26 protein-coding genes are annotated in these 23,112 nt (G+C 37.1%); 12 read left to right on the forward strand and 14 right to left on the reverse strand.

The window, feature by feature from the left end; genetic code table 11:
- Window positions 1-19: 19 nt before the first annotated feature.
- Window positions 20-667, reverse strand: coding sequence for a hypothetical protein (locus tag HVN35_06320; GenBank protein ID NYB52153.1), 648 nt, complete (start codon window positions 665-667; stop codon window positions 20-22).
- Between the two features lie 168 nt (window positions 668-835).
- Window positions 836-1,219 carry a 30S ribosomal protein S8e gene (locus HVN35_06325; protein NYB52154.1) on the reverse strand — a complete coding sequence of 128 codons (384 nt, stop codon included), beginning with the start codon at window positions 1,217-1,219 and terminating at the stop codon, window positions 836-838.
- A gap of 357 nt (window positions 1,220-1,576) precedes the next feature.
- Between HVN35_06325 and HVN35_06330 the strand changes: the two genes are divergently transcribed.
- The 4 genes from HVN35_06330 to HVN35_06345 all read left to right on the forward strand — a co-directional run bounded on the left by HVN35_06330 (window position 1,577) and on the right by HVN35_06345 (window position 5,852).
- Window positions 1,577-2,737 (forward strand): iron-containing alcohol dehydrogenase, encoded by a 1,161-nt coding sequence (locus HVN35_06330; protein NYB52155.1) that lies wholly within the window; start codon window positions 1,577-1,579, stop codon window positions 2,735-2,737.
- Window positions 2,727-3,851, forward strand: a complete 1,125-nt coding sequence (locus HVN35_06335) for a PAS domain S-box protein (protein NYB52156.1) — start codon at window positions 2,727-2,729, stop codon at window positions 3,849-3,851. Before HVN35_06330 ends, HVN35_06335 begins: the two co-directional genes overlap by 11 nt.
- A gap of 526 nt (window positions 3,852-4,377) precedes the next feature.
- Window positions 4,378-5,388 carry a hydrogenase expression/formation protein HypE gene (gene hypE, locus HVN35_06340; GenBank protein NYB52157.1) on the forward strand — a complete coding sequence of 337 codons (1,011 nt, stop codon included), beginning with the start codon at window positions 4,378-4,380 and terminating at the stop codon, window positions 5,386-5,388.
- 53 nt (window positions 5,389-5,441) lie between these two features.
- A complete protein-coding gene (locus tag HVN35_06345; protein NYB52158.1) occupies window positions 5,442-5,852 on the forward strand; it encodes an RDD family protein in 411 nt (136 codons plus the stop codon).
- A gap of 173 nt (window positions 5,853-6,025) precedes the next feature.
- Here the strand turns inward: HVN35_06345 and HVN35_06350 are convergent, their stop codons facing one another.
- Window positions 6,026-6,289, reverse strand: coding sequence for a hypothetical protein (locus HVN35_06350; GenBank protein NYB52159.1), 264 nt, complete (start codon window positions 6,287-6,289; stop codon window positions 6,026-6,028).
- Between the two features lie 238 nt (window positions 6,290-6,527).
- On the opposite strand from HVN35_06350, the gene HVN35_06355 reads away from it, so the two are divergent.
- Window positions 6,528-7,172: a cobalt-precorrin-8 methylmutase gene (locus HVN35_06355; protein NYB52160.1), complete on the forward strand. Its 645-nt coding sequence runs from the start codon at window positions 6,528-6,530 to the stop codon at window positions 7,170-7,172.
- A 208-nt stretch (window positions 7,173-7,380) separates the two neighbouring features.
- A complete protein-coding gene (gene hemL / locus HVN35_06360; protein ID NYB52161.1) occupies window positions 7,381-8,643 on the forward strand; it encodes a glutamate-1-semialdehyde 2,1-aminomutase in 1,263 nt (420 codons plus the stop codon).
- 154 nt (window positions 8,644-8,797) lie between these two features.
- On the opposite strand, the gene HVN35_06365 is transcribed toward hemL, so the two are convergent.
- The gene (locus HVN35_06365; protein NYB52162.1) at window positions 8,798-9,340 is read right to left on the reverse strand and encodes a hypothetical protein; all 543 of its coding nucleotides are present in this window, start codon (window positions 9,338-9,340) and stop codon (window positions 8,798-8,800) included.
- Between the two features lie 231 nt (window positions 9,341-9,571).
- Between HVN35_06365 and mtxX the strand changes: the two genes are divergently transcribed.
- From mtxX to HVN35_06380, 3 genes are all read left to right on the forward strand, one after another.
- Window positions 9,572-10,270, forward strand: coding sequence for a methanogenesis marker protein Mmp4/MtxX (gene mtxX / locus HVN35_06370; protein NYB52163.1), 699 nt, complete (start codon window positions 9,572-9,574; stop codon window positions 10,268-10,270).
- 243 nt (window positions 10,271-10,513) lie between these two features.
- The gene (gene uppS, locus HVN35_06375) at window positions 10,514-11,281 is read left to right on the forward strand and encodes a di-trans,poly-cis-decaprenylcistransferase (GenBank protein NYB52164.1); all 768 of its coding nucleotides are present in this window, start codon (window positions 10,514-10,516) and stop codon (window positions 11,279-11,281) included.
- Window positions 11,282-11,338: 57 nt separating this feature from the next.
- Entirely contained in the window at window positions 11,339-12,097 is a 759-nt protein-coding gene (locus tag HVN35_06380) for a TatD family hydrolase (protein NYB52165.1), read from the forward strand.
- 236 nt (window positions 12,098-12,333) lie between these two features.
- Here HVN35_06380 and HVN35_06385 read toward each other — a convergent pair whose 3' ends face one another.
- Window positions 12,334-12,747 (reverse strand): carboxymuconolactone decarboxylase family protein, encoded by a 414-nt coding sequence (locus HVN35_06385; protein NYB52166.1) that lies wholly within the window; start codon window positions 12,745-12,747, stop codon window positions 12,334-12,336.
- A gap of 328 nt (window positions 12,748-13,075) precedes the next feature.
- On the opposite strand from HVN35_06385, the gene HVN35_06390 reads away from it, so the two are divergent.
- Both HVN35_06390 and HVN35_06395 read left to right on the forward strand, forming a co-directional pair.
- Window positions 13,076-13,351, forward strand: a complete 276-nt coding sequence (locus tag HVN35_06390) for a hypothetical protein (protein NYB52167.1) — start codon at window positions 13,076-13,078, stop codon at window positions 13,349-13,351.
- 211 nt (window positions 13,352-13,562) lie between these two features.
- Window positions 13,563-14,216 (forward strand): 2,5-diamino-6-(ribosylamino)-4(3H)-pyrimidinone 5'-phosphate reductase, encoded by a 654-nt coding sequence (locus tag HVN35_06395; GenBank protein ID NYB52168.1) that lies wholly within the window; start codon window positions 13,563-13,565, stop codon window positions 14,214-14,216.
- Window positions 14,217-14,371: 155 nt separating this feature from the next.
- Here the strand turns inward: HVN35_06395 and HVN35_06400 are convergent, their stop codons facing one another.
- Window positions 14,372-15,037 (reverse strand): histidinol phosphate phosphatase domain-containing protein, encoded by a 666-nt coding sequence (locus HVN35_06400; GenBank protein ID NYB52169.1) that lies wholly within the window; start codon window positions 15,035-15,037, stop codon window positions 14,372-14,374.
- A gap of 418 nt (window positions 15,038-15,455) precedes the next feature.
- Between HVN35_06400 and HVN35_06405 the strand changes: the two genes are divergently transcribed.
- Window positions 15,456-16,421 (forward strand): GHMP kinase, encoded by a 966-nt coding sequence (locus HVN35_06405; protein ID NYB52170.1) that lies wholly within the window; start codon window positions 15,456-15,458, stop codon window positions 16,419-16,421.
- A gap of 208 nt (window positions 16,422-16,629) precedes the next feature.
- Here HVN35_06405 and HVN35_06410 read toward each other — a convergent pair whose 3' ends face one another.
- From HVN35_06410 to HVN35_06445, 8 genes are all read right to left on the reverse strand, one after another.
- Window positions 16,630-17,427 (reverse strand): MarR family transcriptional regulator, encoded by a 798-nt coding sequence (locus HVN35_06410; protein NYB52171.1) that lies wholly within the window; start codon window positions 17,425-17,427, stop codon window positions 16,630-16,632.
- Window positions 17,428-17,550: 123 nt separating this feature from the next.
- A complete protein-coding gene (locus HVN35_06415; GenBank protein ID NYB52172.1) occupies window positions 17,551-18,948 on the reverse strand; it encodes a DHH family phosphoesterase in 1,398 nt (465 codons plus the stop codon).
- A gap of 129 nt (window positions 18,949-19,077) precedes the next feature.
- Entirely contained in the window at window positions 19,078-19,374 is a 297-nt protein-coding gene (locus HVN35_06420; protein NYB52173.1) for a signal recognition particle protein Srp19, read from the reverse strand.
- A gap of 137 nt (window positions 19,375-19,511) precedes the next feature.
- Window positions 19,512-20,306 (reverse strand): uroporphyrinogen-III synthase, encoded by a 795-nt coding sequence (locus tag HVN35_06425; protein NYB52174.1) that lies wholly within the window; start codon window positions 20,304-20,306, stop codon window positions 19,512-19,514.
- A gap of 25 nt (window positions 20,307-20,331) precedes the next feature.
- Complete coding sequence (gene cobA / locus HVN35_06430; GenBank protein ID NYB52175.1) at window positions 20,332-21,036, reverse strand: uroporphyrinogen-III C-methyltransferase; 705 nt, start codon at window positions 21,034-21,036, stop codon at window positions 20,332-20,334.
- Between the two features lie 86 nt (window positions 21,037-21,122).
- Window positions 21,123-21,773, reverse strand: coding sequence for a phosphoribosylformylglycinamidine synthase subunit PurQ (gene purQ, locus HVN35_06435; protein NYB52176.1), 651 nt, complete (start codon window positions 21,771-21,773; stop codon window positions 21,123-21,125).
- 2 nt (window positions 21,774-21,775) lie between these two features.
- Window positions 21,776-22,030: a phosphoribosylformylglycinamidine synthase subunit PurS gene (purS, locus tag HVN35_06440; GenBank protein NYB52177.1), complete on the reverse strand. Its 255-nt coding sequence runs from the start codon at window positions 22,028-22,030 to the stop codon at window positions 21,776-21,778.
- Between the two features lie 173 nt (window positions 22,031-22,203).
- Complete coding sequence (locus HVN35_06445; protein ID NYB52178.1) at window positions 22,204-22,950, reverse strand: phosphoribosylaminoimidazolesuccinocarboxamide synthase; 747 nt, start codon at window positions 22,948-22,950, stop codon at window positions 22,204-22,206.
- Between the last annotated feature and the right edge of the window lie 162 nt (window positions 22,951-23,112).

A 23,112-nucleotide genomic window follows, 5' to 3' on the forward strand; every position in this document is an offset into this window, starting at 1 on the left:
CCATAAAATTATTTTTATTCTAGTTGAAAAAGGCATCTAAGCTACTCTGCCGCTCTTTATGCACTATTTCTTCATGTGAATATCCTAAAGAGTCAATTATTCTTGATACTGCTGGAAGAACTTGGTTATCGATGTAGTAGGAAGGATCATATTCTGCTTCAGTAGCATCTTCCACAGGTTCTGCGCGCTGACTGATAGGGCCTTTACCTTTAACTACTATGTACTGAATTATGGTTCCCCGACCTGCTTTCCTTCCTCTAGCAATAGCCTTTTTTGCAGCAATAACATGTGGTGCCATCTGTTTATATTTATCGGGATTTTTAGTGAGTTGGGTGTGGATTACCAGATCCTTAAGGGGTATTTCACCATTTTTGATCTCGTCAATAACATTTTTGATGATTTCAGCAGCTTTATCAGGAGATCCATCTTTTAAGATTGCCGTCATCACTTTTTCCTGTGTCTTTTTAGCTACAGGAGCCCAATCTCGCCTAACTAGCTCTAATCCCTTAACAACAATTTTATCACCCTGTATAAGGGCGTAACGTTTTTTAGTAACAAAAAAACCCCTTTCGTAGAATCCTTCAAATTCCAGTTCCATTCCAGGGGGAAGTTCATTATTAACAGAATCCAGAAACTTGTCAACGGTTTCTTTAATTTCTTTGCGCAAACTTACACCAAATTTGGAATGAATTGTCCATTTTTTAGGGGATATAATGATTATTATTATATTTATTATTATATTTTAATAAAAATTGTTTTTAAAAGAGAAATATGGTTAAAAGAGAATAGGGTGTTTGTTCAGATTTCATGGAATCTGAACAAGATTAAAACTAAACTATTCTTTAACCATAGTTCCGTTGATAATACCATCCTGACCAGGTCTGGAGGTAACTTTAACTTTACCCACGCTGGTTTCAACAACTGCACCTTTAGTGATGATATTACGCCTTACAAAGTGAGTGTTTGCCTGGTTTTCCACCACACTGATAATTTCGGCTAGTTCTACTTCTTGGGTTTCGGGGTTAACTACGTTGATTTTCTGTTCATTGGTGAGTCGGATCTTTTCATTCCCACCTTTGGTTCGGATTTTTTTTATTCTCCGATCTCCAATTTTGGTTTCTGCAGCTTCCCTACCAAATTCCATTTTTCTTTTGTTACGATTACTTTTAGCCCGTGCACCAGTTGGTTTTCTCACGGATCTTCCTTGCCATATTGCCATATTATCTACCTCTATTAACTTAATTTACAATTTATTCTTTCTATTTCAATAAAAAGTCATGGAAATTCATTATTGAATAATTCCTTTGGAGTGTAAAAAAGTCTTTTTATAAGTCTTCATCTCCAGATGTAATGATTTTACAGTGTATGATATATTAACCTTTCCCCCTATTTATAAAAAAGATGAATTTCAAAAACTTCCAAGTTTTTTTGAGGGGTATTATGGTTCATACGAAGATACGGACCAAACATTAATATTAAGAACACCCCATAAATAACAACAATTCAATTCAAAAAATATTAAGCTAATTCAATAGACTAATTCAATAGATAATACTTGGTTCCAGGGGATAATACCATGGATAATGTATTGGAATTAAGAAAATTCGTGGCACCAGAATTCATTTTTGGCAGTGGTGCCAGATTACTTGTGGGACGTTATGCTAAGAATTTCGGTGCCCGTAAAGTTTTAGTGGTCACAGATCCTCATGTACTTTCTTTAGGCTTGGTTAATCCTGTTTTTGAATCTTTGAAGGATGAAGGAATTGATTACGTAGTATATTCTAATGTCACACCAAACCCCAATGAGGAACAGGTAATGCAAGGATCCAATGTTAACTTGAATGAAAACTGCAACTTCATTGTAGCAGTGGGTGGTGGTAGTCCCATGGATTGTGCCAAGGCTATTGGGATTGTGTGTTCCAATAATAAGGATGTGTGCGAATTTGAAGGTGTGGATAAAGTTGCTGTTCCATCACCACCACTGATCTGCATACCAACAACAGCGGGAAGCGCTGCAGATGTTTCCCAGTTTGCAATAATAACTGACAGCCGGCGTAAATTAAAGATGGCAATTGTTAGTAAGACTGTGGTGCCAGATGTTGCATTGATTGACCCGGAAACAACTCTTACCATGGACAGATTCCTAACCCTTTGCACAGGTTTTGATGTTTTAAGCCATGCTGTAGAGGCCTATGGCTCTAATGCCAGTTCACCCATCACAGATTTACATGCACTGGAAGCCATTCGCTTAGTAGCATCTAACCTCATTCCCACCAGTAATGATCTGCAAAACATTGATTTAAGGGCTCAGATGATGTTAAGCAGTCTACATGCAGGATTAGCATTTTCCAATGCAAGTCTTGGACTTATACATGCAATGGCCCATAGCCTGGGTGGTTTTTTGGATTTGCCCCATGGTGAGTGTAATGCCATACTCCTGGACCATGTGGTTGAATTCAATTTTGAATCAGAAGTGGAGAAATACCGGCAAATAGGCGAAGCTCTTGGACTTCAATTAGGGGGAGTCAGTGACAATGAGGCTAAAAGAATTCTTATTGGCGGAATAAGAGATCTGAAGGCCCAAGCAGGTATAAACCATTCTCTCAAAGATGCTGGGGTAACTACCAGTGATATTCCAGAACTGGCCAGAAAAGCCATGAATGATGCATGTATTATTACCAATCCCCGAAGACCGAGTCTGAGTGATGTAGAGGTGATTTTTAAAAATGCCCTCTGATCCGGATCAAAATTGGAACTCTATCCGTGAGAAAATAATAGGTTTAGGGGAACAATCTATTAGAAAGAGTTATTACCCGGAACTGCAGCAACGGCTTTCTGAATTAGAGCGGTTTAGGGCCTTATTAGATGAAACTAACGATGCTATATTTCTTTTAGAAGTATCTTCCGGACGTTTTGCTGATGTTAATTACTCTGCCTGCCAGCAACTTGGATATTCACCTCAGAAAATGCTGGAAATGTCTGTTAAGGATATCATAGCTCCTGATGAGATAGGGGAGATGAATGACATTTTCCGGATTTTAATTGAGGAAAAAGATGTTGAAAATCGTAGAACCGTTGAAACAGTGCTGCGTAGGAAAGATAGTTCCAGGATGTGTGTGGAAATCAACCTTAGCCTGGTTAGTTTCAGTGATGACTTTTATATTGTCATGGTGGCACGTGATATAACCGAACGCAAGGAGTTTGAAAAATCACTTAAATCTTCCCTCAAAGAAAAAGAAGTTTTAATACGTGAAATACATCACCGGGTTAAAAACAACATGCAAATTATCTCCAGTTTACTCAACCTGCAAAAACAGTATGTAAATGATGATGAAGCAGTGAATGTACTTCTGGAAAGCCAGAACAGAGTTAGATCAATGGCCATGATCCATGAAAAACTCTACAAAACCAGGAATTTCTCAGAAATAAACTTCGCAGATTACATAAAAAGTCTGGTGGATGATCTTTTCCATTCCTATGGTGCAGATCCCGCCAAAATCAAAAAGAAGATGATTTTGAAAGAAGTGATGTTGGGATTAGAAACAGCCATTCCTTGTGGCCTTATAATCAGTGAACTGGTAACCAACACTCTCAAATATGCTTTTCCCAATGATATGAAGGGTGAGTTTAAAATCGAACTTGATTCAGATGGGGAGAAATATTGTCTTACTATTAGTGATGATGGTGTGGGTATACCGCCCCATATTAACTTTGGTGAAACAGAAACACTGGGTTTGCAACTGGTCAGCACACTGGTGAATCAATTGGAGGGTAGAGTTGAACTAAGCCGCAATAAGGGAACTAAGTTTAGAATATTTTTCAGAGAATTAGAGTATTCTGAAAGAATTTAACCTGCCACTACATTACAAATTAAACTTGTAACATTAAATTTGGATATATTTAAACCTTTGGATATATTTAAACCGGGGTTGTAAAGTTATGGGGAGTGATTTTTGAAAAATTTTTGAAATAATTTGTATTTGTTTGTGAAAAACCATAATAAACGAATTTGAAATTTAACTACATTCCCACACCCTTTAACTTTAAAGTCCCTTCAAACCAAATAATTTATTTTAACCCTTTTTTATCTTATAACCCTCTTTTATCTTAAATTTTTAATTCACTTGTTTCTCATATTTTTCCAAGAGCTTTGATATCTCTCATCACCATTAACCTATTCCCATTATTCTATTCATATCAAAAACAACTTGGAATGTTTGATTTATAGTAGGGGTAAATTTAAATATCGTAACATTACAACTCACTAACAGGAGAATCATATCTATATTTTTCTAATTAATGACTTCAAAGCCTTAAATGATTAGAAAAGGATTTCAATGTTAATAATGGTTATTAAAACAATAAACAGGTGAATTAATGAAGATCGGAATGTCACATGGGGCTGGTGGAGAGTTAATGCAGGGCCTCATCTCAGAAATGATACTGGGTAACATCAAAAACAAAAATGTAAACGGTGGATTGGGTCTGGATGAATTGGATGATGGGGGAACTATTCCCCTTGGTGAAAATGAGATTGTTATAAGTACAGATAGTCATACCATTGACCCATTATTCTTCCCGGGAGGAGACATTGGTAGAATATCAATGGCTGGTACAGTGAACGATGTTTCTGTCATGGGAGCCCGTCCACTGGCAATAGCCAATGCCATGATCATCAGTGAGGGGTTTCCAGGTGAGGATATGGAACGCATTATCAAATCTATGGATGAGGTGTGCCAGGAAACAGGTGTGGCCATTGTTACCGGGGATACCAAGGTAATGGAGCAAGATAAACTGGATAAAATGATTATATGTACTACCGGGATAGGAATAGCTTCTAAGGATGCCATAACCCGTGATTCTAATCTCAAAGTGGGAGACAAGGTCATCCTCACTGGTAGTGTGGGAGATCATGGAATATCATTAATGAGCTACCGGGAAGGATTCGGCTTTGAAACAGACCTGAAATCTGATGTGGCTCCAGTATGGGGTATGGTGGAAGCTGCCCTGAACATCGGAGGGGTGCATGCCATGAAAGACCCCACCCGTGGTGGAATTGCCAATGCTCTTAATGAAATGGCCTTTAAATCTGGATTGGGGATGTATCTTGATGAAGAGAAAATACCAGTAAAACGAGAAGTGCACGCTGCCTCAGAGATGCTGGGAATAGACCCCTACGAGGTAGCCAATGAAGGTAAAGTTATTATGAGTGTTGAGGCTGACAAGGCTGATGAAATATTAGCAGCCATTCGTAAAACACGGTATGGAGAAGAGGCGCAGATCATTGGTGAGATAACTTCAGATAAACATGTGATTCTGGAAACTACAATGGGTGGTAAGAGGATACTGGAGGCGCCAATCGCAGATCCAGTGCCAAGAGTATGTTAAATTAAACTTAGAATATTAATTAATGGTATTAATGGGTATTAAAGGGTGATAAAATGCAGGAATTTTGGGGTTTAAGACTGGCAGCTTTAATAATTGACGTAATTTTCATAACTCTCCTTTTATGGATTCTAACTGCATTAATCTACCCATTAATAGCATGGACTGGTGGCTTCGCAATTTTGAACTTCTGGCTCCTTTTATGGGGAATCATCACCCTGCTATATTTCACTATAATGGAAGGAAAATGGTGCACCACACTGGGCAAAGGTTTATTCAAATTTAAAGTCAGGTCTGATGAAGGTGAAATGAACTATAAAAAAGCATTACTAAGAAATCTCTCCAAATTTCTAATTATACCACTGGTGGTTGATATTGCAGTGGGTTTCAGGGCTGAAAAGGAAACTAAAAAACGATATCTTGATCATTTTGCTGGGACAAGAGTCGTAAAATCTGGATTAAAATGATCTGAATCTGAATTAAAACAATTACCTAATCTTATTAGACTTGCTCTAATAGTTCCTATTACATCTATAGTTAAGCTATAAATTTTTGATTCTGATGAATATGCATTTAAGAAAAAGAGTAGGTTAATATCATTATTACAGATATTAACCATTATTTAACCTTATTCTAGATTTTATTCTACAATTCTAACCTCTTGAACTGCTGGTTTAGCTATTGCTCTGCCGATTATAATGGTTGCAACTACTGCAATAATGGTAATAATAATCGCATATATCAGTAAACCAGTTACACCATCCCCTTTAGGCACATATAGCAGTATAATGGCCTTTATAGCTTCATTCCATGCTAAGGCTGCAATCAAACCAAATGCAGTGGTCATCAATGTAGCAATGGTCTGAAGTACCTGTCCCTTAACTTCCTCGGCTTGTTTTTTCATGATCTTTCCTCCCAACGAAAACTGTGAATAATATTTTGAAAATTATGATTTATTAAATTAATCCTTAAACGAACATTTATGGCATAGATGCTCAATAAAAAAACTAGTTCCCAAATATTTTTCCAAAATTTAGTGAACTATGCAATTAAAAAATTTAATAGCCATAAATAAATTATTATAACAAAACTATCAAAATTCATTACAGAATATTTAATGGTCTAGATTGATTTTAGGGTAAGTGAAAACAATGTCTATGGGTGCATCAACCAAACAGGGCTACGAGATTGCTGCAAAAAGTAGGAAGATAGTCAGATCCCTCATCGATTCCAAAACCGAGAACTTGTCAACTGAGGAAAGATCAATAGTGGAGAGAATTGTACACTCTACTGCAGATCCAGACTATGCGGATATAACCCTTATGAGTGATGATTTCGTTAGCGAAAGTCTTAAGGCAATTACTGCTGGAAAGGATATCCTGACAGATATTAACATGGTTAGAGTGGGTATAAATAAGTACTCCGGAAATATCAAATGTTATATAGGTGATGAGAGGGCTGTTGAACTTGCCCGGGAAAAAGAAATCACCCGAGCTGCTGCGGCTGTAGAATTAGCTGCTCAAGAGGGTTTTGATGGTGTGGTGGTGATTGGAAACGCTCCCACAGCATTGTGGAAAGTAATGGAATTGATTGAATCAGGTTCAATTAAGGTAACCTCAGTCATAGGAGTCCCAGTAGGTTTCGTAGGTGCTGCAGAATCAAAAAAAGCACTTCAGGAAAGTTCAACCCCCTATCTGGTTACTGAAGGCCCTAAAGGAGGAACACCTGTAGCAGTGGCTGCTGTAAATTCTCTGATTAATATTATGAATGCTAATAAAAAATCCTAATAAAATAGCAGTAATAAATGTTAATAACAATAGCAGCTTTTAAAAAGCTTTAAAAAAGATGAGATTTATTATAGGTGAAATCAGTGCAGATTTTAAGGTTTTCAAGAACTCATGAATTTCAGATATTTTCAGAGTTTAAGCAGACCTTAATACTATAGTTTTTTTTGTTTAAGTGATAAGCAGGTTATGTTGTTAGGAGTGTTTTGTAATGAAATCTGAGGATTTGTTTAAAGAAGCTAAAAATTATCTTCCAGGCGGGGTTGATTCTCCAGTAAGGGCTTTTAAACCATACCCATTCTTTGCTTTAAAGGGAAAGGGCCCCCTACTTTTTGATGTTGATGGAAACAGTTACATTGATTACTGTCTAGCCTATGGGCCACTGGTCTTGGGCCATTCCTATCCTCCGGTGATGAAAGCTGTTGGAGAACAACTGAGCAGGGGATCAGCATACGGAGTTCCCACTGAAGCCGAGATTGAACTGGCGAAAGAAGTTATAAACAGGATTCCCTGTGCTGAAATGGTTCGTTTTGTAAACTCAGGCACGGAAGCTACCATGAGCGCCATTAGATTAGCCAGAGCAGTTACAGGTCGGCAAAAAATAGTCAAGTTCGAAGGAGCCTATCATGGTGCCCATGACTATGTATTGGTCAAATCAGGTTCTGGAGCTGTGGGATTACCAGATTCTCCCGGAGTCCCGGAAGAAACTACTCGAAATACAGTTCTTGTTCCTTTCAATAATGAAGAAGCCCTTGTCTCCCTGATGGAAAAAGAAGGCGAAAACCTGGCCGCCATAATACTGGAACCCGTCATGGGAAATGTAGGATGCATCCCTCCAAAAAATGGTTTTCTTGAATTTTTAAGAGATATAACATCAGAATATAACGTTATACTCATTTTTGATGAAGTAATAACTGGTTTTAGAATAGCAAAAGGTGGAGCACAGGATTATTTTGGTGTAACACCAGATCTGGTAACATTAGGAAAAATTTTAGGAGGAGGTTTCCCTATGGGGGCATTTGCAGGATCCAAAGAATTTATGGAACTAATTGCTCCATCTGGAGATGTTTACCAGGCGGGAACATTTAATGGAAATCCTATTTCCATCACTGCTGGACTTGAAACGTTAAAACATCTTGATAACAGGTTTTACCAGGATTTAGAAGTTAAAGGACTGCAAATGCGAAGGGGAATTAAGGACATAATACAGGATGCTGCCCTTGAATATCAGGTTATGGGTTTATCATCAATGTTCCAGGTTTATTTCACTGAAGAGGAGGTCTGGGATTATGCTCAGGCTAAATCTGCAGATACAGAAAAATTTGGGAACTACTTCCACTCACTACTCAATAATGAAGTTTTTATTCCCCCATCACAGTTCGAGTGTTGTTTCCTATCCCAAAGTCATTCAACTGAAGACATTCAAAAAACACTAGAAGCCATGGAAAAAGGAATTAAAAATATAGAAAGATAATCAACGAAACTCATTGGATTTTAAACTTTTTTATAAGATTGGAACGATTAAAAAAAGGGAACTATTAATAAGGATTAAAGTCTTGTTAAAGGGAATTATTTTTAATTTTTTTTTCTTCTATCTTTATTCTTATCCAGTAATTAAATCATTTTACCTAAATCATTTTACCAGGAAGGGTGAGGGTTAAAATTACAATCATTAATATTATAGCCGTGCTTAAAAATCCAATTAGACCTTTTTTTTGGGAAATTGATTCTAATTTTGAGGTTTTACCCATTTCAATGGATCTTTTTTCATCAACCAGCATCATCAAACGGTTCATCTCAACAAAATCATCCATCATTAATTTTTGGTCATTTTGCTCTTCAGTGGATTTTAGCTGTTCTGAATTCCATAAAGACCATTTATCTTGCCTTATGTTGGTTAATATTTCCTCTGCAATTGGTTTTTGTGATAAATTGCTCACTAAAGATGCTTTTTTGGATATGTTCTCAGAAAATTTTATTTCCGGATTATCCAATTCATTCAATGTTGAAACGAATTCCAAGACGTTTCCACAGGAACATGTTTCAAAGTCTTCGGGAGTTTCAGAGTCCTTTAACTCGTAATAACCCTCGCATTTATTACAAAATAAGTATCCTGCAGGATTATCATAAAATTGAATGGATTCTTGGTTTTTTTCCTGGTTCAAAACCATTCAAACACCTTCACTTGGCATTTTTTTAAATAACAAAATTCTTAATTAAAGACAATTTTTGCTTATCTTTAAGGATTTTTTCTTATTTATTATTTGTGTATCAAACTAGATGAGGATAAATGTTAAATAATTTAGGGATCATTAATATTATTCTTCATCATTGATTGAATTTGGTGAATTTCAATTATATTTCAATTATAAATAACTTAAAAATGAAGAAATATTAACACCATGAAAATTGCAGCAGGTGTGGGTGAGAACAAAGCTATAATTAAAGCAGCCCAGAAGGTTGAGAGTGAAGTGATCTTAACTGAATCTGAAGAAGAACTTATTAATTTAATATTAAATGGTGAAGTTGAGGCTGCAGTAAGGGGATCGTTAAGTGCCTCTCATTTAATGGCTTTTTTCAGGGAAAAATATTCCCATATATACCGTGCATCTTTAATGGAGTTTGAAGGAGGTCAGTTTTTACTTGCACCAGTGGGAATTGATGAGGGGGACACCCTGGAACAGAAGGAAAAGATCATTGAATACGGGGCTCAATTTTTAGAAGAAATGGGTATTAAACCAAAAATTGCTATTCTTTCCGGTGGCAGACCTCAGGATAAAGGTCGAAGTTCCCGCATTGATGAGTCAATTCATGACGCTATAAAGTTAGCTAGAATCACAAGGGATAAATATGCAGTTAAACATTACTTTATATTGATTGAAGATGCTATTAATGATGGTGCTAACATAATACTAGCACCTGATGGAATATGTGGAAACCTAATTTTCCGCAGCCTCGTTTTTATAGGTTCCATAAAAAGCCATGGTGCAGTGACCCTTGGAATTAAGGAAATATTTATAGACACATCACGATCACAGAATGAAGAAGGATACTTAAGAGCTCTTAAACTCGCTGAAAAACTTGCAGCAAAACATAAATAGATTTATATTATTCATTAATAAATTATTCATTAATCAAAATTCCAATAAGTATATTTTTCACTACAAAGTTCCTATTAAAAAAATTACTTGAATTTAAGGGTTAAACTTTATTGTAAAATAATTGTAGAATAATCTTATCATCGTAAATCTAAATACTAACTAGTTATTACAATGTATTTTTTTATTTACCTAAAATATAGTCTATTAAATATCAAATAACACAACTAGCTTAAAGGAAATAGAATGTCACCCCTAAAACCTCTTTACAGACTTTATGAATGGTATATCTCCAGGAACCTCAGACCAGAGAACATGCCCAAACACGTGGCCATCATTATGGATGGTAATCGTCGGTATTCTAAGATCCAGGGAAATCGCGATGCAATTGAGGGTCATAAAATGGGTATTGGAACTTTAGAACGAGTACTTGATTGGTGTGTTGATCTGGGTATTGAGATGGTAACTGCATATGCATTCTCCACAGAAAACTTCAAACGACCCCCCAATGAAGTTGAAGGTCTAATGAAACTTTTTAAGGAAAATTTTGAGGGAATTGCCCGTAATAAGAAGATCCACAACAATGAAGTTCGTGTGAAAGCTGTGGGGAAATTGGAACTTTTACCGGAAGATGTTCGTGAAGCAATTCGCATAGCAGAAGAATCAACTGCAAAATACAATAAAAGGCAGGTAAACATTGCCATAGGCTATGACGGGCGTATGGAAATAGTGGATGCCATAAAGAAGATAGTTAAAGAAGTTGAAGATGGGAAAATCAATCTGGATGATATTGACGAGGATATGGTGAATAAAAACCTTTACACTGCAGGATTAGAAGACCCGAATCTGATTATACGAACCAGTGGTGAGGAGAGGCTCAGTGGCTTCCTTTTATGGCAATCCTCCTACTCTGAACTCTATTTCTGTGATAGTCTCTGGCCCCAACTTAGAAAAGTTGACTTTTTACGTGCTTTACGATCTTACCAGCAGAGAGAACGCAGGTTTGGTGTGTAGATATCTCATAGATGAGTTAAAATTTATAGCACATTATACAAAGAGGCAGGTGTATGCGTGATTGACAGTCACTGTCATGTTGATTTTAAGGTTTATAACAAAAACCGGCAAGAGGTACTCCAGCGGGCTCAGGAAAAACTCACTGCAATAGTTAATTCCGGTGCCACTTTAGGAGGAAATCGCCGCACTCTGAAACTGGCAGAGGAATATAAAAATTTCTTATTCCCCACACTGGGATTTCACCCTTCCAATTCTGCAAAATCAGATCAAACGGTTATAAAACAGGTTTTAAAAGAAATTGAAACTAATATTGATTATGCTGTAGCTCTGGGAGAAACCGGACTGGACTTTAACAATTTGAAGGGTGAAAATAGTAAAAATAAGCAGATCAAGCTCTTTGAAACTTTCCTGCAGTTGGCAGTTGATTATCAGTTGCCCCTGGTTATACATGCCCGTGATGCAGAGGAGAAAGCCTTGAAAATGGTTAAAAAGCATCATTCAATCCCTCAAGTAATATTTCACTGTTATGGAGGAGATCTAGAAACTGCCAATAAAATCATTGAAGAAGATTTCTTCATATCAATTTCCACCATTGTAGCTTTCAGTGAACATCATCAGGAACTGGCCCGCGAACTTCCCCTATCTCACCTTCTCACAGAAACAGACAGTCCCTATTTATCTCCATTTAAGGGAGAGCGAAATGAACCAGTATTTGTAGAAGAAACAGTTAAAACCATTGCTGAGATTAAATCCATCCCCACTAATGAGGTAGGTAAAATTACTGAAAGAAATGCCCTTAAAGTATTCTCATTATGAAAACGATAAAAAAAATGAAAGTGTTTTCATATTCTGAAATTGTTCATTTTAATTTATAATTGTTAATATTTTTTTGTTTTTCTTTTTAGTTTCTATATTACCTTCATTTTCTTGAATTGACCATTTCCTCAGTTTAGTTCTATTAAAGTATTCTAAAAAAAATGAAGTGTTCTAAATAGGAAAAAGTTTAAATGGTTTGATAAGAATTGTTTATTTTAACTTTTTTTACCCCCATTTTATTCATCAGGTTTTTCATCCCTTTCTTCCAAAAAATTTTCATTTCTTTCATTGAAAACCTTTTTAGCGGTGAATATTCCGTTTAAAGCTGCTGGGAAACCTGCATAGACTGCCATTTGTATAATAACTTCTATTATCTCTTGAGGAGTGCACCCTACATTTAAAGCACCATGGATATGGCTTTCCAGTTGCAGAGGGGCACTGCCTAAGGTGGTGATGGATGCAATGGTTATCAGTTCTCTGGTTTTAAGATCTAATCCCTTCCTTGAATATATGTCCCCGTAGGGAAACTCAGCCACGTAACGTGCCATATCAGGGGCAATATCTTCCAATAGTTTTTCCAGGTTACGGTAAGAATCGGGATTCATTATTTTCAACTTGTCCAGACCTTTCTGGTATCTGTCTTTACTCATGATTACACTTCCTTTTATCCGTATATTCACTCTGCATATTCGTTTATTTTTGATAATGGGGAATTTTGTATATCTTTTGTAAATATTTAATATCCATCATCCCTATAATTGTAGTTATGCTTGTATTAAGATGATCTTTTCAGATCCAATCTTTTCAGTTCCCATCTATGAACAGAGAAATACTCTATAATTGTAAGTATAGTTTTAGTATTACATGAGATAGAAATAAGTGATAAATGAAACTTAAAGTGATAAATGAGGTAAGTAATTTAGAAAATGCAGAAATAGAAAATGGAAGTTTATATTAATCAATTAAACAGGTGATATAATGAAAAAGTTATTAATGGGCTTTTCAGTGCTTTTGGTTCTGATTTTAATGTTCCAGCCAGTTTTGGCTGCTGAACAACCAGATCTGGGTGATGTTAAAAACAGTGCTGATCAGGCACTTCAAAACGCCAGTAAAACAACCAATGAAACAGCTCAGGAAATTCAAAAAACACTAGACCCAATTCAGGATATTGTTAACACCATCAATTCCATTGTACAGCAGATACAACAAATTATCTGGACCATATCCAACCTAATGGGTGGTGGATATCAATAAGCATCCTTATTATTATTCTATTTATTATTTTATTCCTCAGGGAAAAATTTATGAAAAATTCTATAGGCCTAGCAGGATTCTAATTAAAAAGTTGATATAGAATAACAATGGATTAAATGATATAGATTAAAGGCCTTTAATACCCCTTAATTTAATTAAAACTCCATATTTATATAAAAAAATCTTTAATGAGAAAAGGGGAGGAGTCTTCATTAAACCTAAAGTGATACTCAACGCAGCCATGACTTTGGACGGGAAAATAGCCACCAGAACTGGTAGTTCAGAGATATCTGGTCAGGAAGATCTTTTAAGGGTTCATGAACTTCGCAAAGAGATGGACGCCATAATGGTGGGGATAAACACGGTTCTGGCTGATGATCCTCGGTTGACTGTTCATAAAGTCCCTGCAAAACCGGAAAATAATCCAGTTAGGGTGGTGGTTGATAGTAAAGCCCGCACACCTCCAGAATACAGGATCCTAAACAAAGAAGCACCCACCATCATTGCCATTTCTAGTGAAGCCTCACAGGATAAGATAGCTGCAATTGAATCTAAAGGTCACCAAGTGATGATCTGTGGAGATAAAAGGGTAGATCTTAATCTTTTAATGAAAAAATTAGCTGATGAAGGGATTGAAACTTTAATGTTAGAGGGAGGGTCCACTCTCAATTACTCCATGCTAAAGGAGGGGCTGGTAAGTGAAATTAGGTTGTGTATAGCTCCTATGATTGCAGGTGGGGTTGAGGCAAAAACTCTGGTTGATGGTGAAGGAGTGGACTATATGAAAGATGCCTTTCGTCTAAAGCTTAAAAAGACTTATACCTTGGGTGAAGACTTAATAGTCGAATACAAGGTATTGGGGTAATTTATTGTTATTTTTATGAGAATATCCATTCATTTATAGTATTTAAAGCTCTTTAAAAGTTATTCTAATTATTTCAGAATTTCAGATAGAAAACAATTACACTAAACTATTTAAAAAAAGGGATATTAGGAAAAGGATTACAGTATACCAAAAAATTATAGTATGCCTTTTTTCTTCAAGATTTGCGTTGGGTTATCTACCAGTACCTTTTTAATCTCTTTTTTAGGTAAACCTGCGCCTAAAGCTATTTTTTCAGCCATTTGGCAGTTTATGAGATCACCTGGTGCATGGGTATCTGTGTCCACCACCAGATTGGCTCCTACTTCCAGAGCCACCTGTACCACATGACCATTACCAAGGCTATGACCTCTTCGGGCACTGATCTCCAGGGCAATATCATTTTCTTTGGCCATGAGTGCTTCTTCGTGGCTTATAAGTCCTGGGTGGGCTAAAACATCAACATCAGGACAGTTAACCGTACTCCAATTGGTTCCCTCAATAACTGGTTCCACTAATGTTTCACCATGCACTACAATAATCTCCGCACCTAGATCCTGAGCCTCTTTCACCAGTTTGGGGATTATTTCAGCAGGTGCATGGGTTATTTCAGCCCCGGGGATGATTTCAATGTCCCAGTTATCTCTAAGGTCCCTGACTGCGTTAATAACTCTGCCCACACAGTCCATATTGGTGGCATCCACATGGTCTGTAATAGCCACAGCCCGGTGACCTAAGACACAAGCTCGACGTGCTATTTCTGATGGTAGGAGTTCACCATCACTGAAAATACTGTGTGTATGCAGATCAATTCTTTTTCTCATGATCAGTTCACCTTATTCATAATATGTTTAATTGTGTTTACAAAAAGTAGTTTATAATATCTAAAAATCCACTTTCACAATTTTCTTCAATTTTCTTCATTTATCTTTTTTATCATTCTACCATCTTAAATTTAGCAAATATTATTTAGGAACATCCAAGTAGACCAATAGTGAAATTTATTATTTTGGAAATGTTAGGGGAACTTTATAATTATATCATGAAGTTGTATTTTTTATGTGAACTTGGTAATTATTAATACTTGGTAATTATTAATATATTTAATACAGTATTTAATATCAGGGAATATTTGGAATAATTTACAGGGAATTTATTTATACAAACTTTAGAAAGTTGGAAGTTTTTATTTCTGGAGCCTTTTTTTTATTCATCAAGTGATATAATAAAAGTGGTGATCAATTGAAATGCACAGTATTTGTTCCATCCCATATAACAGGGTTTTTTGAAATAGTAGAACATCATAACCCTCTAATTAAAGGGTCAAGGGGTGCGGGGGTTACCCTGAATAGGGGTGTTATAAGTCAGGTGAATGTTACAGATGGCAATGGTGAGATCATTATTAAAACCAATGGTAGTAACTATCCATTAGAGGGTTCAGTCAGTTATAAAACTCTTGATTTACTCAGGAAACAGTTTCCTGAAGAAATAAGATGGGATGAGAAAAAAATCACCATCCATCATCAGACCCAAGTACCTATAGAGGCTGGTTTTGGAGTATCAGCCGGATCAGCCCTCGGAACATCTATGTCCTTGTCAAAACTCCTTAAACTACCTTTAACATATAATCAGGCTGCTGCAGTAGCTCATAGAGCAGAAGTAGAGTTAAACACAGGTTTGGGCGATGTGATGGGTGCAGTTATGGGAGGTTTCCCCATCCGATTAGAACCCGGTGCTCCGGGATTCGGAAAGGCAGACCGGCTCCTTGATGATAAGGTCACTGTTAAAGGTTATGAAAAAGATTTTAAAGACATTAATTTTGAAGATATTAAATACAAAAGTATTGGTAAAGATGGAGGGGAACTTTACGTTATATCCAAGAGCTTGGGGACCATTGAAACATCATCAGTTCTTAAAAGTCCGGAAATGACCCGCAGGGTGAACAAAGTTGCCAGGGAATTATTGGGAAAACTAATTTCCAGCCCTCAAATTTCAAATTTCATGGACTTATCCCTTGAATTCGCCCAGAAGACTGGACTGATTGATGAAGAAGTTATGGAAATAGTTGAAGTAATGAAAGAAGAAACAATAGGTGCTTCAATGGCAATGCTTGGTAAAACAGCTTTCTCCATTTCACAAACTCCAGATTCCAGTGTTGAGGGTGTAATGGTTGCAAAGGTAGATAGTTGTGGCTGCAGGTTCTTTTGATGGTAGTAGTTTGGAGTTTATTTTTTTTGGAGTTTTATGTTTCGATTAAGGAATATCTCCAAAAGAAATTTTTTTTAAAAGGATTCTTTGATAAATGTTAATTAGTTGCTTGTGATACTTTAGATAATCTCGGGTTACCGGGGTTTGCGAATGGTTTTATGCAGCTGAAATCTACTATAAAGTTTAGAAATATCTTTTTTTAGTAATTCTATTTTTCAGTAACATCTTCAATAACATAACTGATTCCTTCTTCATCCATTTTTCTGGTTAGATTTCGGGTCATCTTCCCTACTGCAAATACCAGAACATTTAAACCCCTTTTAGCAGCAGCAACTGTTGCTTGTGGGGTTGCAAATTCAAAATCTGCTTTTATATCCAATTTATTTACCAGGGCTCTGGATACGGTTCCCATTATCCCCACCCGGTTAAACTGTTCCGGATATTTTTCCAAAACATCCTGGACTTTTTGAAAGTCACAGGCCCTGGTACCGCCCTGGTTAATAGTGGGAAGTTTAATAATAACTACAAATCCGGTTTTAAGTTCAATAGTACCACCTAAACTTACCAGGGCCACGTCTTCACCTTTATTTGCATGATGCATCACTTCAGCATGAGCAGGGGTTTCTTCTTTAACCGCGTATAATGTCCCCTCTTCCATTTTAAGCCAAACTTTTTCCCCTTCATTTAGTTCTTCCTTGGCAATTGCCGGCCAAACTGATTTATAGGTGTTCATGGTGTCTAAAACTTCATCAGAATATTTTCGCAAATCCAGGGCACCTCGTTTAACTTTCTCAATTCCACGTTTGGTGATCTTGTAACGTGACTGCCCGGTCCCGGTTTCCACCCATCCTTCATCAACCAAGGTCTTCAGATTCTCTGAAACTGCCTGCACAGTGATTCCTAGCTTTTGAGCAATGTCCTTCTGACGCAGGTGAGGTTGGCCTCTGGCAATTTCAGCCAGAATCTGAAACTTGGTGAGTTCCCCCTTTTTCTTGAAAACTTTCATGAATTCACCTTTTTTTAGTTTTAGATATTTATTTTAAGACTTTAAGTTCCATATGAACTTAATTTTTATCTTAAATTTTTTTAACTATCTTCTTATATAGAATGGTTAAGGATAAAAATTTGGTCATATAACACCATTTAAAGCTTCGTCAAATAGTTTTAGGAATTTATCCTGGGTTCCACCCGGAATATAGGCTCCACAAGCCACAGAATGACCACCACCACTTCCACCCACCTTTTTTGCCACTTTACAAATCATATTCCCAAAATGAATTCCATCAAATGCTAAAAGTCGGGAACAACGCAGGGATACTTTCAAACCATCACCTTCAGCATTGGTCTGGGTGAAACCGATCATTGGCTTTCTCCAGTCACCATAATTTAGAACCATGCCGGCCACGGTTCCAATAACCTCGCTTTTTATCTGGTTACCATTAAAATATTGCAAATTCTTCAAACTCTTTATTCTACCTTCTTCCCGTATCCAGTTCATCTTCTGGGCTAAGTACTGGCGATGTTTTTTCCCCAACTCTTCCATCTCATCCACAGCCATACCTCTATCACCTTTAAGAACTTTCAAAGCTGTTTCAGGATTATTGTTCCTGCTGCAAGCATTTATAGCCGTTGAAAATTCACTGGCATCTCTTAGTGGTGAATATTCTTCTTCTTTTAAAAATTCGTATACATCTCCTGAAACCAGGCGAGGAATGTATTTAACATAGCGGGGAGGCACCTCCTTACTCATCATCCTCACCAGTTCGGTGAAAAGTTTCTTCTTTTCATCAAGGGAGAGATCATAAAGTGTGCGTTGTTTCCTGCCATTGGTAATTGGAATGTCTAAGTTTTTCAACAACTCAATTGCTTCGTTGCGGTTGTTGGTAATGGGAAGATTAACATCTCCAAAATAGGAAAGAGCCACGAATAGAGGACGAGTCTGTCTTCCGTATATGGCTAAATCATCTGTTGACTTCACTACACCGCTCTTGACACCATCGAAGACAATTCCTTCATTCAACCCCTTCAGTTTCCCGGATAAACTGTTCTGCATATCTCCAATGGCACTTAAAACTCCTATCCAGCTTAAATCATAAAATCCAAATGTTCTGCTTAAAAGGTAGCACATACCTCCACCTGAAACATCAAAAGAACCATCAAAACCGTAGTAATAAGGATTAATCTCCAGAAACCAATTTTCCCCTGACGCAATCTTCCTTACAGGGGGGTGATGATCTAAAATAAGAACCTTTGACTGGGAGCTTCGGAAATGTTCTAAATTCTGTCCAGAACCCAAATCAGAGAATATGGTGAGTTCATTCTCCTTTTTTAACTCTGAAATCCTATCCAGAGTAATGAATTCTATTTCATGGTCAATTTCTAAACGATCAAGGGTTAATGATAGAATTGCACCTGCCGAAATCCCATCACAGTCAATGTGGCTGTATATTTTAACGTCTTCAGCCTTCTCAACCATATTATGGGCCTTAATTAGTGATTGATCCATTTCTTTTGAAGTTGACGCCATAAAAATCCTTTTTTTTAAATAATATTTATAATATAAAACATTAAAAGTGGCTTTTAGTTTTATTTATCTTTTAAGGCCATATTAATTCATTCAATTCATAACTTTTTTGAGTCATGGTTTAGATTGGATTTATTTTTTATGGGATGATCTGGAGCCATTAATGAGATTACTGATTTTAACTAAAACTTCCAGTTTACTCATTTTTTTATCCACAATTACCCTTCCGGATCCTTCCCACCATGAAGCCGGATAAGATTTATATTTCTCCACCGAAGGATTTAATCCCAGTTTTTTAGCTGCCTGGGTGATTTCACGAATCCTTGGCGATTCGACGGCATACTTTTTGGCTATTTTCCTTCCTTCGGATTTGGTCTTTTTAGAATCAAGGTAAGCAGGCCAGACGATAATTCTATTTTCATCTTTCATGTTTTTTTCCTCTAGATGTCGGGGATTGCTTTTTTTTACCGTGGATCGTTATGTTTTCATGGTTTGGTGTATTTGCCATTAGTTTTGTTATATTTACCCGCAAATACAATTCTTTACAGAGAACTATAATCTTTTTGTCAAGATTTATTCATGTCATGCATTTTTCTCATTAAAGTTAAAAGCATTGCTTCCACTGTGTATTTGTCTGGTGTGATGGGTTTTATTCCTAATTCCTCAATTGGCTTCTGGGTTATGGGACCTATAGCTGCCACCATAGTTTTTTTCCCTTTCAAAGATGCAATTAATTTTTCCTTTTTGTCTCCAGAGATTTCAAAGAAATTGGTAACAGTGAGAGGGCTGGTAAATGTTATGGCATCAACTTTTCCCTGAATTATATCATCTACAAGCTGTTCAACTTCAGAGGTATCCTTGGGTTTGGTGGATTTATAAGCTTCTGCCAGGATGACAGTAGCACCCATCTTTTTTAAACCTTCAGGGAGCACATCTCTTGCTTTGAATGTTCTTGGAACTCCAACGTTCTTCCCTCGAAGATCAAACTCCTCGAACTCTTTCAAAAGACCTTCAGCAGTATAATCCTCTGGAACTATCTCAGCTTCAAGACCGTATTGATTTAAAACTCTTTCAGTGCGGGGGCCGATGACCGCAACTCGACAACTGGATTTAAGTTCTTCTTTAAAATCTTGACAGAATTTGAACAGTGATTCCAGGGATGCAGGGGATGTAAAAATTATCCAATCCAGTTCACCTGCTCTTTGACACAAGTCCCTTAGGGATTGGCTAAAGAAAGGTTCAAGTTCCAGGGTAGGGACCACTAATGGAACTCCCCCATTATCTTCAACTATTTGCACAGCCACCTGTGACCTTTCAATAGGTCGTGTGATGGCTATGGTTTTACCATCAAATCCCTTCAACTCATTCATTTTCATCCTCAGAATATTATTCACGAATATCTTTAAAAACATCCACCACAGGCCCAATAATAACCAGTGCAGGGGGTTTTATATCATTTTCTGTTATGCTCTCCAGGGTGCCCAGTAGGATCCTCTCATCAGGCAGGGTACCATTTTCAATCACACAAACCGGAGTTTCAGGGTCTTTATATTTCATTATTTCTGCAACATTTTCTTTCAAGTGCCCCACACCCATGAGTATGACAATGGTATCTGCGTTATAGTTCCATTTAACTTGCTTTTCCTTTTTAGTAGGATCTTCATGGCCGGTTACTATGGTGAATGAAGTGGCAACGCCCCGGTGGGTTACTGGTAAACCTAAAGTGGTGGGAACACCAATAGCAGATGTAACTCCTGGAATAAGCTCTACAGAAATTCCCTCACCTTTAAGGGCCAGCACCTCTTCACCACCCCTTCCGAAAACGAAGGGATCACCGCCTTTGAGTCGAACAACCACTTCGTGTTTTTTAGCTTGTTCGATAAGTATTTCATTTATTTCTTCCTGCTTTTTGGAGTGTGATCCTGCTCTTTTACCCACATAGATTTTCTCTGCTCCATCTGCATACTTTAAGATTTCCTCATTGGCCAGACGATCGTAGATTACCACATCTGCTTTTTCCAGGGCTTTAACTGCTTTAAGGGTTAATAAATCAGGGTCACCCGGTCCTGCTCCTACTAAATATACAACCATTAATTCACCGCGTAAATTTGATTATTATTTATTCTTTTTTTTATTAGTAATTCCTAGTAATGAAGGGTTAATTCTTATTCAATGTATTAGTAATTAATAATTCCCTTAAAAAATTTTAAACCATCATCTGATCCTAAAATAGATTCTGATGCTCTTTCAGGGTGGGGCATTACTGCACAGACCAAACCTTCCTGATCGCATACTCCGGTAATGGCTTCCATGGAACCATTGGGATTATCTCCAGAGAATGCCAGTACGATCTGGTCCTGATCATGGAGTTGGTCAATATATTCAGTGTAGTAACGACCCTCAGCATGGGCAATAGGCATCTTGATAATTTCGTTTTTCTCGTAAAGACTAGTAAATGGTGTTCTGGTGGTTTTAACTTCCAGTTCCACCCATTCACAGATGAACTGAGCGGTTTCATTTAAGGTAAAAACTCCTGGAACCAATCCCACTTCTGCCAGGATCTGTGCCCCGTTGCATATTCCAAGAACAGGTTTTTCATCTTTCACTATGTCTTTAATTCCTTCAATAACTGGTGTTATAGCTGCTATGGCCCCTGCCCTGAGGTAATCTCCATAGGAGAAACCTCCGGGGATAACAATTGCATCGAAATCGGACAGGTCTCTCTGGTTCCACCAAACATAATCAGGCTGACCTCCGGCCAGCTTTAGAGCGTGATATACGTCCCGGTCACAGTTAGACCCCGGGAAACGTATGATCCCCACTTTCATTCTCACTCACCTGCAGGTTTGATTTGAATCTGGTAGTCGTGAATAACGGGATTGCAGAGCAATCTCTCACACATCTCAACCACTTCCTCACGGGCCATATCAGCATCATCTGCTTCCAGTGAGAATTTTATTATTTCTATGGTAGAGGTGTTTTCCACCTTATAATCCAGAAGAGCCAATGCCCTCTGAATGGTAGAAGCTTCTGGGTTTAGCATTCCTTTTTTAAGGCTTATTTCTACTTGTGCATTGTATTTCATGGCATCACCAGAGATTTCAAATTTTAGTATCAACTATATTAAATAAGAAATTTATTTCAGCAGGTTTCAGTAGGTAATATTATCAGTAGGATATATTTAGAGTTTTATAGTATATTTTTTAGTTATTTTTTGGGTTATATTCAGCTTACGATTCATTTTCAAAGTTATATTTATTAAAAATCCAAATTCCATCTGTTTTTATCTTCCTGATCTAAGATTATGTTAGCCACTTTTTGATAGGCTTCAATAACTCCTGATTCTCCTTTCCTGAAGAGATCCTTATCTAAGATGTCTCTAGTTTTACTATCCCAGAAACGACAGGTGTCCGGACTGATTTCATCTCCCAGAACAATGTTCCCTTTATGGTCTCTGCCGTATTCGATCTTAAAGTCAGGAAATAGTAGTCCTCTTTTTTTGAGGAACTCTTTAAGAACCTGGTTGATTTTAAGGGTGGTTTGGCGAATTGTCTGAAGATCCTCACTACTGGCAAAACCTAGGGCTAAAATTATATCATCATTGAGCATGGGGTCATGGTATTCATCGTTTTTGTAGTCCATCTGAATTATTGGCGGTTCAAAGGTCTGCCCTTCTTTAAATGGGAAGCGCCTTACCAGACTACCTGTGGCAATATTTCGAGTAATAACTTCCAAGGGGATCATTTTCAATTTATGAGATAGCATGTATCCGGGTTTGGGTAAATCAATGTACTGGGTTTTTATCCCTGCTTCTTCCAAGATCATAAAGAGTTTAGCTGAGATGAGAGAGTTATAGTAACCTTTCATTCCCATAACTTCTTTCTTTTCACCATCCCCTGCAGTTATGTCATCTCTGAATTTTACCAATACTTTTTGGGGGTGATTGGTCTGGTACACATCCTTGGCTTTACCCCTGTATAGGAGATTTTCCTTTTCAAGCTTCATTTTTAACTCCATTTTCTTTGTTTGGTGTCAAAAGTTTATAGTTTATATAATATAGATACTAAGTACATTAAGATAAGATTACCTTAGACAATTCTTTAGACAATATATTAGCTTTAGGATTATAATAGCTTATAGTATTAGATAAGTTATAGAATTATATTA

This window comes from Methanobacteriaceae archaeon (assembly GCA_013403005.1).
In the GTDB taxonomy this organism is placed as follows: Archaea; Methanobacteriota; Methanobacteria; order Methanobacteriales; family Methanobacteriaceae; genus Methanobacterium.